Source organism: Pseudomonas batumici, from assembly GCF_036585405.1.
Taxonomy (GTDB): domain Bacteria; phylum Pseudomonadota; class Gammaproteobacteria; order Pseudomonadales; family Pseudomonadaceae; genus Aquipseudomonas; species Aquipseudomonas batumici.
On record NZ_CP144470.1, the window covers coordinates 3,386,834 to 3,399,571 of the forward strand.

9 protein-coding genes are annotated in these 12,738 nt (G+C 63.8%); 6 read left to right on the forward strand and 3 right to left on the reverse strand.

What is annotated here, in order from left to right; translation table 11 throughout:
• Window positions 1–1,065, reverse strand: coding sequence for a pilus assembly protein PilM (locus tag NUH87_RS15240; RefSeq protein WP_040063666.1), 1,065 nt, complete (start codon window positions 1,063–1,065; stop codon window positions 1–3).
• A gap of 206 nt (window positions 1,066–1,271) precedes the next feature.
• Between NUH87_RS15240 and NUH87_RS15245 the strand changes: the two genes are divergently transcribed.
• On the forward strand, window positions 1,272–3,704 hold the full coding sequence (locus tag NUH87_RS15245) for a penicillin-binding protein 1A (protein ID WP_422393944.1): 2,433 nt from the start codon (window positions 1,272–1,274) through the stop codon (window positions 3,702–3,704).
• A gap of 209 nt (window positions 3,705–3,913) precedes the next feature.
• On the opposite strand, the gene NUH87_RS15250 is transcribed toward NUH87_RS15245, so the two are convergent.
• Window positions 3,914–5,182 carry a malic enzyme-like NAD(P)-binding protein gene (locus NUH87_RS15250; protein ID WP_338526710.1) on the reverse strand — a complete coding sequence of 423 codons (1,269 nt, stop codon included), beginning with the start codon at window positions 5,180–5,182 and terminating at the stop codon, window positions 3,914–3,916.
• A 289-nt stretch (window positions 5,183–5,471) separates the two neighbouring features.
• Window positions 5,472–5,693, reverse strand: a complete 222-nt coding sequence (rpmE, locus tag NUH87_RS15255; protein WP_040063659.1) for a 50S ribosomal protein L31 — start codon at window positions 5,691–5,693, stop codon at window positions 5,472–5,474.
• 186 nt (window positions 5,694–5,879) lie between these two features.
• On the opposite strand from rpmE, the gene NUH87_RS15260 reads away from it, so the two are divergent.
• The 5 genes from NUH87_RS15260 to hslU all read left to right on the forward strand — a co-directional run bounded on the left by NUH87_RS15260 (window position 5,880) and on the right by hslU (window position 12,714).
• On the forward strand, window positions 5,880–8,099 hold the full coding sequence (locus NUH87_RS15260) for a primosomal protein N' (RefSeq protein ID WP_338526711.1): 2,220 nt from the start codon (window positions 5,880–5,882) through the stop codon (window positions 8,097–8,099).
• A 120-nt stretch (window positions 8,100–8,219) separates the two neighbouring features.
• Entirely contained in the window at window positions 8,220–9,956 is a 1,737-nt protein-coding gene (gene argS, locus NUH87_RS15265) for an arginine--tRNA ligase (protein WP_338526713.1), read from the forward strand.
• A 1-nt stretch (window position 9,957) separates the two neighbouring features.
• On the forward strand, window positions 9,958–10,662 hold the full coding sequence (locus NUH87_RS15270; protein WP_338526714.1) for an SPOR domain-containing protein: 705 nt from the start codon (window positions 9,958–9,960) through the stop codon (window positions 10,660–10,662).
• A gap of 140 nt (window positions 10,663–10,802) precedes the next feature.
• Entirely contained in the window at window positions 10,803–11,333 is a 531-nt protein-coding gene (hslV, locus tag NUH87_RS15275; RefSeq protein WP_040063652.1) for an ATP-dependent protease subunit HslV, read from the forward strand.
• Window positions 11,334–11,376: 43 nt separating this feature from the next.
• Window positions 11,377–12,714 carry an ATP-dependent protease ATPase subunit HslU gene (gene hslU, locus NUH87_RS15280; protein WP_338526716.1) on the forward strand — a complete coding sequence of 446 codons (1,338 nt, stop codon included), beginning with the start codon at window positions 11,377–11,379 and terminating at the stop codon, window positions 12,712–12,714.
• The last annotated feature ends 24 nt before the right edge of the window (window positions 12,715–12,738 follow it).

A 12,738-nucleotide genomic window follows, 5' to 3' on the forward strand; every position in this document is an offset into this window, starting at 1 on the left:
TCAGTCGAAACTCCTCAAGGCCAGACCGCAGGCGATCATCAGGGCCGGCGCATCGCTGGCCAGGGCTCCAGCGTTGACCTTGCTGCTCAAGGCCATGTCGGCGAAGGGGTTGGCCACCAGGGTGGGCGTGCCGAGCCGCTGCTGGATCAGGTGATCGAGCCCGGCAATGGACGCCGTGCCGCCGGCGAGCAGGATGTAGTCGACATCGTTGTACTGTCCGGAGGCAAAGAAGAACTGCAGGGAACGGGACACCTGCTGGACCACGGCGTCCTTGAACGGTTGCAGGACCTCGGCGATATAGTCGTCCGGCAGGCCGCCCTGCTTCTTCGCCAGCCCCGCCTCTTCGTTGGACAGGCCGTAGCGCCGCTGGATTTCCTCGGTGAGCTGGCGACCGCCGAACAATTGTTCGCGGGTGTAGATGATCCGGCCGTTATGCAGGACGCTGAGGGTGGTCATGGTGGCGCCAATGTCCACCACCGCCACCGTCAATTTCTCGTAGTCGCTGGCCAACTGCGCGGCGAGCAGGCCGAAGGAGCGCTCCAGGGCGTAGGCCTCGACATCGACCACCTGGGCTTCGAGGCCGGCCAGGGCCAGGGCCGCTTCGCGGACCTCGACGTTTTCTTTCCGACAGGCGGCAAGCAGCACTTCGACACGCTCGGGATTGCGCGCCGAATAACCCTGGATCTCGAAATCGATGGCCACTTCTTCCAGGGGATAGGGAATATACTGGTCGGCCTCGATCTTCAGCTGGTTTTCCATTTCGTCATCGGAAAGCCCGGCATCCATCTCGATGGTCTTGGTGATCACCGCGGAACCGGCCACCGCCACCGCCACGCCGCGCACACTGGTCTTGGCCTTTAGCAGCACCCGCGCAAGGGCCTGCCCGACGCCTTCGAGCTCGGCGATGTTCTTTTCGACCACGGCATTGGCCGGCAGCGGTTCCACGGCATAGGACTCGACTCGATAGCGATGGCCGGAACGGCTCAATTCGAGGAGTTTTACCGAGGTGGAACTGATGTCTATCCCCAGGAGCGAATGCGCTTTTTTGCCAAAGAGTCCAAGCACTACCGATTCCCTTTTACTATCCGCGACTTACGGACCCTTTATGATCAAGGGCATTTAATAGCAGTCTTGACATAAGCGCAAATGACGCTCACGCCCAAAAATGCTTATAATGCCCAGCGTTTTTGTCCGAATCGCGGAACCTGCGCTTGCTGCGAATTTAGCCTGACGCCTAACTCATTCTTTTATCTGGAAATCCACAAGCCTTGATTCGTCTGCTGAAGTTTTTCGGGTGGTCTTTCGTCGCTGTGTTCTGCGGGCTGCTGCTCGTCTTGAGCGGCGCATTTCTTTATCTTAGTCCGGGCCTGCCGTCCGTCGAGACTTTGCGCAGCATACAGTTGCAGATTCCGCTCAGGGTCTACACCAGCGATGGCAAGCTGATCGCCGAGTTCGGCGAAATGCGCCGTTCGCCCCTGCGTTTCGTCGACATTCCGCCGAACTTCATCAACGCCTTGCTGAGCGCCGAGGATGACAACTTCGCCAACCACTATGGCGTCGACCCCAGCAGCCTGATGCGCGCCGCGACCCAGCTGGTCAAGAGCGGGCACATCCAGTCCGGCGGCAGTACCATCACCATGCAGGTGGCGAAGAACTTCTTCCTGTCCAGCGAGCGCAGCTTCTCGCGCAAGACCAACGAAATCCTTCTCGCCCTGCAGATCGAGCGCCAGCTGACCAAGGACGAGATCCTCGAGCTGTACGTGAACAAGATCTACCTGGGCAACCGTGCCTATGGTATCGAAGCGGCGTCACAGGTTTATTACGGCAAGTCGATCCGCGACATCACCCTGGCCCAGATGGCCATGATCGCCGGCCTGCCGAAGGCCCCGTCGCGCTTCAACCCGCTGGCCAACCCGGTGCGCGCCAAGGAGCGCCGCGACTGGATCCTGGGCCGCATGTACAAATTGGGCAAGATCGATGAAGCCGCCTACCAGGCCGCCATCGTCGAGCCGATCAACGCCAGCTACCACGTGCCGACGCCGGAAGTGAACGCGCCGTACATCGCCGAAATGGCTCGCGCGGAAATGGTCGGTCGCTATGGCAGCGACGCCTACACCGAAGGCTTCCGCGTCACCACCACCGTGCCGAGCAACCTTCAGGAACTGGCCAACCACGCGGTCGAGGAAGGCCTGATCACCTATGACCAGCGCCACGGCTACCGTGGGCCGGAATCGCGCCTGCCGGGCAAGACCCGCGACGCCTGGATCGCGGAGCTGGGCAAGCAGCGCACCATCAGCGGCCTGGACCCGGCCATCGTCACCCAGGTGGACAAGACCAGCCTGCACGTGCTGACCCGCAACGGTCCGGAAATCGTCGGCTGGGACAGCATGAAATGGGCGCGTCCGTACCTCAACACCAACAGCCTCGGTGCCGCGCCCAAGCAACCGGCCGACGTGGCCCAGGTCGGCGACCTGATCCGCGTACAGCGCCAGGCCGACAACAGCCTGAAGTTCAGCCAGATACCGGCGGCCCAGAGTGCGCTGGTCTCGCTCGACCCGCAAAACGGTGCGATTCGCGCCCTGGTCGGTGGTTTCGCCTTCGAGCAGAGCAACTACAACCGTGCCACGCAGGCCAAGCGCCAGCCGGGTTCGAGCTTCAAGCCGTTCATCTACAGCGCCGCCCTGGATAACGGCTATACCCCGGCCAGCCTGGTGAACGACGCACCGATCGTGTTCGTCGACGAATACCTGGACAAGGTCTGGCGGCCGAAAAACGACACCAACACCTTCCTCGGCCCGATCCGCATGCGCGAGGCGCTGTACAAGTCGCGCAACCTGGTTTCGATTCGCCTGCTGCAAAGCCTGGGCGTCGACAAGACCATCGACTACATCGCCAAGTTCGGCTTCAACAAGCAGGACCTGCCGCGCAACCTGTCCCTGGCCCTGGGCACCGCGACCCTCACGCCGATGGAGATTGCCACTGGCTGGAGCACCTTCGCCAACGGCGGCTACAAGATCGCGCCGTACCTGATCGACAAGATCGAAAGCCGTAATGGCGACACCCTGTTCGTCGCCAACCCACCGAGCGTGCCGACGGGCGCGGCGGCCAGCAGCGGCATCGCGGTACCGAGCCAGCCAGCCTTCACCGTCAACAACACCAGCGAAGCACCTGCGCCGGCAGCCCAGGCACCGGCGGTGGCCGAACGGATCATCGACGGACGGACCACCTTCATCCTCAACAGCATGCTCGAAGACGTGATCAAGCTCGGCACCGGGCGTCGCGCACTGGCACTGGGTCGTGGCGACCTGGCGGGCAAGACCGGTACCACCAACGAATCCAAGGATGCCTGGTTCACCGGCTACAACTCCGACTACATCACCACCGTCTGGACCGGCTTCGACCAACCCGAAAGCCTGGGTCGCCGCGAGTTCGGCGGCACGGTGGCGCTGCCGATCTGGATGGACTACATGGGCGCCGCGCTCAAGGGCCGACCGCTCCACACCCAGGCGGAGCCGGAAGGCATCCTCAGCCTGCGGGTGGATCCGGTGAGCGGCCGTGCGGCGACACCGGGCACGCCGAACGCCTACTTCGAACTGTTCAAGAGCGAAGACACGCCGCCGTCGGTCAACGAAATCGGCAATGGCGGCAACGCCCCGGGCAGCCCGCTGCCGGCAGACGAGGCGGCACCGATCGACCTGTTCTGATCCGAGAGGGTCATCACGCCCTCTCTGTAGGAGCTGGCTTGCCAGCGATGAGGCCTCCGAGCCATGCACCGCTCATGCGGACGCCATCGCCAGCAAGCCGGCTCCTACAGGAGATCGCGTCCAGCCTCACTGATTTGCCCCTCAAACGGCAGCCACAAAAAAGCCCCGACTCATTCGAGCCGGGGCTTTTTGTTTGACGCTACAACGGCTTAGCCGTTGAACACGTCATCCACGCTTTTCAGCGGGTAGTGCTTCGGATACGGCAGGGTCGCCACGCCGGTCTCGATTGCGGCCTTGGCCACGGCATCGGAGATCACGGTGATCAGACGGGCATCCATTGGCTTCGGAATGATGTACTCACGACCGAATTCCAGCTTGATACCACCGTAGGCGTCGCTCACTTCCTGAGGCACCGGCAGCTTGGCCAGTTCGCGCAGGGCATTGGCCGCGGCCACTTTCATCTCTTCGTTGATGCGCTTGGCACGAACGTCCAGGGCGCCACGGAAGATGAACGGGAAGCCAAGGACGTTGTTGACCTGGTTCGGGTAGTCCGAACGACCGGTGGCCATGATCACGTCGCTGCGAGTGGCGTGAGCCAGCTCTGGCGAGATTTCCGGATCCGGGTTCGAGCAGGCGAACACGATCGGGTTGGCCGCCATCGACAGCAGGCCTTCAGCGTCCAGCAGGTTCGGGCCGGACAGGCCGACGAACACGTCAGCGCCCTTCAGCGCGTCAGCCAGGGTGCGCTTGTCGGTCGCGTGGGCGAACACCGCCTTGTACTGGTTCAGGTCGTCACGGCCGGCGTGGATCACGCCAGTACGGTCAACCATGAAGATGTTTTCGATCTTGGCGCCCATGCTCACCAGCAATTTCATGCAGGAGATCGCGGCAGCGCCGGCGCCCAGGCAGACGATCTTGGCTTCCGGCAGGGTCTTGCCGGCGATTTCCAGAGCATTGATCATGCCGGCCGCGGTAACGATCGCGGTGCCGTGCTGGTCATCGTGGAACACCGGGATATCGCACTGCTCGATCAGAGCACGTTCGATTTCAAAGCACTCAGGCGCCTTGATGTCTTCCAGGTTGATGCCACCGAAGGTGATGGAGATACGCTTGACGGTGTCGATGAAGGCTTGCGGGCTTTCCGAGTCGACTTCGATGTCGAACACGTCGATACCGGCGAAGCGCTTGAACAGCACGCCCTTGCCTTCCATGACCGGCTTGGACGCCAATGGGCCGAGGTTACCCAGGCCGAGAATCGCGGTGCCATCGGAAATGACTGCAACCAGGTTGCCCTTGCCAGTGTACTTGTAGGCCAGCTCAGGATCGCGGGCGATTTCGCGTACTGGTTCGGCTACGCCAGGGCTGTAGGCCAGCGACAGGTCACGGGCGGTAGCGGTGGCTTTGGTGAGCTCGACGCTCAGCTTCCCCGGACGAGGATTGGCATGATACTCGAGAGCGGCAGTTTTCAAATCTGACATGTGGGCATTCCGCTTTTTACTGTGGGACAGACGGACCGCCGAGGATACTCGTGTCGCCAAGTCCTCACAAGACTGACCAGTCACAGGTGTCAAGCACCTGTCCCTACTACTTTGGCCCAAGAGCCAGGAAATACAAGGGTCAAGACTGTGCACAATCATTCAGAAAAATGTCTACAATTTTTTATACAAAGGCCGCCGACACAAACGCCGCCCACAAAAAAGGCGTCCACGTGGGACGCCTTTTTCATCGACCGGGAAAAACCAGCGGCTTTTCCCGGAGCGATCAGCCTCAGGCCTTTTTGACAGCGCCGAACATGCCGAAACGGTCGGCGAACTTCTGAACGCGGCCGCCGGTGTCCAGGGTCTTCTGCTTACCGGTGTAGAACGGGTGGCATTCGTTGCACACGTCGATCGGCAGAGCCTTGGCGTGGGTCGAACGGGTCACGAACTTGTTACCGCAGCTGCAGGTAACGTCGATGTCTACGTATACTGGATGGATATCGGCTTTCATGGGGACTTCCTCAGGCTGGCGTGCCGCCGCTCAACACGATTGTTGAACACCGCACGTAATTTAGCCGGCGATCATACCAGACCTTTGCCATGACGCAAGCGGCCATGAGCCCCTCCGTCGGGAAGACACTGCCCGGGCGGTCTGCTAGGCTCGCGCCCTCCATGAAGCCCTCCCTGAGAAAACCGCGTGCCCGACGCCATCCTGCGCCTTGCCCTGCCCTCGCCACTGCGTCGCCTGTTCGATTATCGGGCGCCGGAGGGCGTGCCGCGTAGCGCGCTGCAGCCCGGCATGCGCCTGCGGGTGCCGTTCGGCCGTCGGGAGATGATCGGCATCCTGGTGGAGATCGCCGCGCACAGCGAAGTCCCGGCGGACAAGCTCAGGCACGCTACGGCCTTGCTCGACGCCACCACGCCGCTGCCGCCGGCGCTGTTCAAGCTGTGCCTGTGGACGGCCCAGTATTATCAGCACAGCCTCGGCGACACCCTGAACTGGGCGCTGCCGGTGCTGCTGCGCCAGGGAGAGCCGGCCGAGGCGCGCCAGGAACGCTTCTGGTCGATCGTCCCCGGCGCCCGCCTCGACGATCCGCGCATCGCCCGCGCCCCGCGCCAGCGCGAAGCCCTGGCGACCCTGGCGCAGCATCCCCACGGCGTGGCCCATCAACTGCTGAGCAAACTGATGCTGAGCAAGGACAGCCTCGACCTGTTGCTGGCCAAGGACCTGGTGCAGGTGGAAGTTCGCCGCCACGCCCCCGGCGAGCGCCACGAACACTGGCTGGCGCAACCGGAGCTGCCGCTCAACAGCGAACAACGCGCCGCCTGCGCCGCCATCCGCGCCGGGTTCGACAGCTTTCACGCGTTCCTGCTGGCCGGCGTCACCGGCAGCGGCAAGACCGAAGTCTATCTGCAACTGATCCGCGAGACCCTGGAAGCCGGCAAGCAGGCGCTGGTGCTGATCCCCGAAATCAACCTGGGGCCGCAGACCCTGGCGCGCTTCGAACAGCGCTTCAATGCGCGCATCGCCCTGCTGCACTCGGCGGTGAACGACCGCGAGCGCCTGGACGCCTGGCTCGCCGCGCGCGACGGTGAGGCCGACATCATTATCGGCACACGTTCGGCGCTGTTCACTCCGATGAAAAATCCCGGGCTGATCATCATCGACGAAGAACACGACGGCTCCTATAAGCAGCAGGAAGGCTTGCGCTATCACGCCCGCGACCTGGCGCTGGTGCGGGCCCGCCAGGAAAACATCCCGATCGTGCTGGGCTCGGCCACGCCGTCCCTGGAAAGCCTGCACAACGCCTACACCGGGCGCTATGGCCTGTTGCGCCTGAACGAGCGCGCCGGCGGTGCCAAGCAGCCGCGCTTCCTGCGCCTGGACGTGAAAAGCCGCCCGCTGGACAGCGGAATTTCCGGACCGATGCAGCAGGCCATCGGCCAGACCCTCGCCGCCGGCCAACAGGTGCTGGTGTTCCTCAACCGTCGCGGCTTTGCGCCGACGCTGCTGTGCCACGACTGCGGCTGGATGTCCGAATGTTCACGCTGCGATGCGCGCATGACCGTGCACCAGCGCTACGGCGAACTGCGCTGCCATCACTGCGGCTATGTCGAACGGGTGCCGCGCAATTGCCCGCAGTGCGGCAAGGTCGACCTGCGACCGGTGGGCGCCGGGACCGAGCGCGCCGAAGAACGCCTGGGCATCCTGTTTCCCGACTACCCGGTACTGCGGGTCGACCGTGACAGCACCTCGCGCAAGGACGCGATGAACCAGTTGTTCGCCACGATCCAGAAAGGCCAGCCGTGCATCCTGGTGGGCACGCAGATGCTTGCCAAAGGCCATCACTTTCCCCGGGTCACCCTGGTGTCTATCCTCGACGCCGACGGCGGCCTGTTCTCCGGCGACTTCCGCGCCAGCGAGCGCATGGCCCAGTTGATCGTCCAGGTGGCGGGCCGGGCCGGACGGGCGGAAGAACCGGGCAAGGTGATTATCCAGACGCACCTGGCGGACCATCCGCTGTTGATCCAGCTGACCGAGCAGGGCTATTTCGCCTTTGCCGAACAGGCCTTGAGCGAGCGCCGGGGGGCCGGCCTGCCGCCCTTCGCGCACCTGGCACTGCTGCGGGCCGAAGCCCACAAGCCAGGGCAGGCCGAGGGTTTTCTCGACGAAGCCTGCAGCGAGGCCGAGCGTTTGCTCGCCGAGATGAGCCTGGGCGGCATCGAGCTGCTCGGGCCGGTACCGGCGCCCATGGAGCGCCGGGCCGGACGTTACCGGGCGCAGTTGTTGTTGCAGGCCAATGGCCGGGCCTCGCTGCACCGGCTGTTGAGCAGCTGGCTGCTGGTATTGGAACAGATGCCCAGCGGGCGCCAGGTGCGCTGGTCGCTGGATGTCGATCCGGTGGATTTGTATTGACCCTTATGGCACAACGGCCTGTCGACTGAGGTTGGCAAGCTCGCCCCGGCAACGGATAATGCCCAGTTTTTCCACCTGCGCCTCGAAGCGCCGCCGCGCTTGCGGTCGAAAGAGAAGACCATGAAAGACACCATTCGCCAGCTGATCCAACAAGCCATCACCCAACTCGTCACCGAAGGTGTGTTGCCTGAAGGGCTGTCGCCGGCGATCCAGGTGGAAAACACCCGGGACAAGACCCACGGCGACTTCGCCAGCAACATCGCGATGATGCTGGCCAAGCCGGCCGGCCTCAAACCCCGCGACCTGGCGGAAAAGATCATCGCCGCGCTGCCCGTCGTCGATAGCGTCAGCAAGGCCGAGATCGCCGGCCCCGGCTTCATCAACTTCTTCCAGAACACCCAGGCCCTGGCCGCGCGCCTCGACGCCGCCCTGGCCGACGCCCGGGTCGGTGTGCGCAAGGCAGGCGTTGCGGAGCGCGTGGTGGTCGACCTGTCGGCCCCCAACCTGGCCAAGGAAATGCACGTCGGCCACCTGCGCTCGACCATCATCGGCGACGGCGTGGCGCGTGTCCTGGAGTTCCTCGGTGATACCGTGATCCGCCAGAACCACGTCGGCGACTGGGGCACCCAGTTCGGCATGCTGATGGCCTACCTGCAGGAAAACCCGATTGCCAGCGACGAGCTCTCGGACCTGGAAAACTTCTACCGCGCGGCGAAGAAACACTTCGACGAATCGCCGGAGTTCGCCGACCGCGCCCGCGGCCTGGTGGTCAAGCTGCAAGCCGGCGACCCGGACTGCCTGGCGCTGTGGACCCGCTTCAAGGACATCTCGCTGTCCCACTGCCAGAAAATCTACGAGCTGCTGAACGTCAAGCTGAGCATGGCCGACGTCATGGGCGAAAGCGCCTACAACGACGACCTGATCAACGTGGTCAATGACCTGCGGGCCAAGGGCATGCTGGTGGAGAGCAACGGCGCCCAGTGCGTGTTCCTCGACGAGTTCAAGAACGCCGAAGGCGAACCGCTGCCGGTGATCATCGTCAAGGCCGACGGCGGCTACCTGTACGCCACCACCGACCTCGCCGCCGTGCGCTACCGCAGTGGCCAGCTCAAGGCCGATCGCGCCCTGTACTTCGTCGACCAGCGCCAGGCCCTGCACTTCCAGCAGGTGTTCGCGGTGGCGCGCAAGGCCGGCTTCGTGACCCATCCGATGGAAATGGAGCACATGGGCTTCGGCACCATGAACGGCGCCGACGGCCGTCCGTTCAAGACCCGCGACGGCGGCACCGTGAAGCTGATCGACCTGCTGACCGAAGCCCAGGAGCGCGCCTATGCCCTGGTCAAGGAAAAGAACCCGGCGCTCGCCGAGGAAGAGCTGCGCAACATCGCCCGCGTGGTGGGCATCGGCGCGGTCAAGTACGCCGACCTGTCCAAGCACCGCACCAGCGACTACAGCTTCAACTTCGAGCTGATGCTCAACTTCGAAGGCAACACCGCGCCCTACCTGCTGTACGCCTACACCCGCGTGGCCGGCGTGTTCCGCAAACTGGGCACGGATTTCACCCAGGTCGACGGGCAGATCAGCCTGGAGGCCACCCACGAGCAGGAACTGGCCGCCAAGCTGGCGCAGTTCGGCGAAGTGCTGGGCAGCGTTGCCGAGAAAGGCACCCCGCATGTGCTGTGCACCTACCTGTACGATGTCGCCGGCCTGTTCTCCAGCTTCTACGAGAACTGCCCGATCCTGGCTGCCGACACGGCGGAACAGAAACAGAGCCGCCTGCGCCTCGCCGCGCTGACCGGCCGCACCCTCAAGCAAGGCCTGGAACTGCTGGGTCTGGAAACCCTGGAGCGTATGTAAGTTGGCTGCCAAGAAAACCCCCGCACCCAAACGTGGCGCCAGCCGTTACCAAGCTCCTGCAAAAAAGCCGATCCCGGGTTGGTTGTGGCTGGCGATCGGCCTCGGCGTGGGCGCGTTCATCGTCTTCCTGATGAAGCTGGAGCCGGGCAAGGGCGATGACGTCAAACGGGTCAAGCAGGAACAGGTGAAGGCGAGCAAGATCGCCGAAGCCAACAAGACGCCGCCGAGTCCGACCCAGCCGGTGAAACCCAAGTACGACTTCTATACCTTGCTGCCGGAATCGGAAGTCATCGTGCCGCCGGAAGCCGTGCCGGAGAAAACCCTGCCGACGCCGCAGACCGTGCCGACGCCGACCACGCCGGTGACCCCGGCCGAAGCGGCGAAGATCGACACCGCCCGGGCCCAGGCCGCCCTGGCCGGCATCACCCCGCCGCCACCGCCGCCAGTGGCCAAGCCGGCGGCGGTGACGCAGTTCTTCCTGCAAGCCGGCTCGTTCCGCAAGGAAGCCGATGCGGACAAGGTCCGGGCGCAAGTCATCCTGCTCGGGCAGTCGGTGTCGGTGGAATCCGGGACCGTGAAGGACGAAACCTGGTATCGGGTATTGGTCGGACCGTTCAGCAACCGCGAACAGCTGACCAAGGCGCAGAAACAACTGGCCGCCAGCGGCTTCAACAACCTGTTGCTGCAACAGCGCCAGAGCCGCTGAAAAGGGTGGTGAGCGGACTTGCCCGCTCACCATTTCCTACGCCGCTCATCCTCTACTCCCGCCCACGGTTGAAAAACCCACCACCACCCCCATATGAGTTTCCATCAGGCATTTTCGCCCCGCTGCGTGGAGATTCTCCCTTGACCACCATCGTTTCAGTTCGTCGCCACGGCAAAGTCGTCATGGGTGGCGACGGCCAGGTTTCCCTCGGCAACACCGTCATGAAGGGCAACGCGAAAAAAGTCCGGCGCCTCTATCACGGTGAAGTCATCGCCGGTTTCGCAGGTGCCACCGCTGACGCCTTCACCCTGTTCGAGCGCTTCGAAGGCCAGCTGGAAAAACACCAGGGTCATCTGGTCCGCGCCGCCGTCGAACTGGCCAAGGAATGGCGGACCGACCGCTCCCTGAGTCGCCTGGAAGCCATGCTGGCGGTCGCCAACAAGGACGCTTCGCTGATCATTACCGGCAACGGCGACGTCGTCGAGCCGGAAGACGGCCTGATCGCCATGGGCTCCGGTGGCGGCTACGCCCAGGCCGCGGCCAGCGCGCTGCTGAAGAAAACCGACCTGTCGGCCCGGGAAATCGTCGAAACCGCCCTGGGTATCGCCGCCGACATCTGCGTCTTCACCAATCACAACGCCACCATCGAGGAGCAGGACCTCGCGGAATAACCAGCCCGTCCGGCTGCCGTTCCCGCTTGAGGACCCACATATTATGCCCATGACCCCCCGCGAAATCGTCCACGAACTCAATCGCCATATCATTGGCCAGGACGATGCCAAGCGCGCCGTCGCCATTGCCCTGCGCAACCGCTGGCGGCGGATGCAGCTCCCCGAGGAACTGCGCGTCGAAGTGACCCCCAAGAACATCCTGATGATCGGCCCGACCGGCGTCGGCAAGACCGAAATCGCCCGGCGCCTGGCCAAGCTGGCCAACGCGCCGTTCATCAAGGTCGAAGCGACCAAGTTCACCGAAGTCGGCTATGTCGGCCGCGACGTCGAGTCGATCATTCGCGACCTGGCGGACGCCGCCATCAAGCTGCTGCGCGAGCAGGAGATGACCAGGGTCCGCCATCGCGCCGAAGACGCCGCCGAGGACCGCATCCTCGACGCCCTGCTGCCGCCGGCACGCATGGGCTTCAACGAGGACTCCGCCCCGGCCCAGGACTCCAACACCCGCCAACTGTTCCGCAAGCGCCTGCGCGAAGGCCAGTTGGACGACAAGGAGATCGAAATCGAGGTAGCCGAGTCGTTCGGCGTCGAGATCGCCACGCCGCCGGGCATGGAGGAAATGACCAACCAGCTGCAGAACCTGTTCGCCAACATGGGCAAGGGCAAGCGCAAGAGCCGCAAGCTCAAGGTCAAGGACGCGCTCAAGCTGGTGCGCGATGAGGAAGCCGGACGCCTGGTCAACGACGACGAGTTGAAGGCCAAGGCCCTGGAAGCCGTCGAGCAGAACGGCATCGTGTTCATCGACGAAATCGACAAGGTCGCCAAGCGCGGTAACGTCGGCGGCGCCGATGTGTCCCGTGAAGGCGTGCAGCGCGACCTGCTGCCGCTGATCGAAGGCTGCACGGTGAACACCAAGCTGGGCATGGTCAAGACCGACCATATCCTGTTCATTGCCTCCGGCGCGTTCCACATGAGCAAGCCGAGCGACCTGGTGCCCGAACTGCAAGGCCGCCTGCCGATCCGTGTCGAACTCAAGGCCCTGAGCCCGGAAGACTTCGAGCGCATCCTCAGCGAACCGCACGCCTCGCTGACCGAGCAGTACCGCGAACTGCTGAAAACCGAAGGCCTGACCATCGAGTTCCAGCCGGACGGCATCAAGCGCCTGGCGGAAATCGCCTGGCAGGTCAACGAGAAGACCGAGAACATCGGTGCCCGCCGCCTGCACACGCTGCTCGAGCGCCTGCTGGAAGAAGTCTCGTTCAGCGCCGGCGACCTGGCCAGCACCCACAGCGAAGAGCCGATCCGCATCGACGCCGACTACGTCAACAGCCACCTGGGCGAATTGGCGCAGAACGAAGACCTGTCCCGGTATATCCTGTAAGGAGACTCCTCCTGTAGGAGCGGG

Bases quoted from the DNA above. Each gene is read 5' to 3' on its own strand.
- NUH87_RS15250 (WP_338526710.1), bottom strand. From the start codon at position 5,182: ATGTCAGATTTGAAAACTGCCGCTCTCGAGTATCATGCCAATCCTCGT.
- rpmE (WP_040063659.1), bottom strand. From the start codon at position 5,693: ATGAAAGCCGATATCCATCCAGTATACGTAGACATCGACGTTACCTGC.
- argS (WP_338526713.1), top strand. From the start codon at position 8,220: ATGAAAGACACCATTCGCCAGCTGATCCAACAAGCCATCACCCAACTC.
- hslU (WP_338526716.1), top strand. From the start codon at position 11,377: ATGCCCATGACCCCCCGCGAAATCGTCCACGAACTCAATCGCCATATC.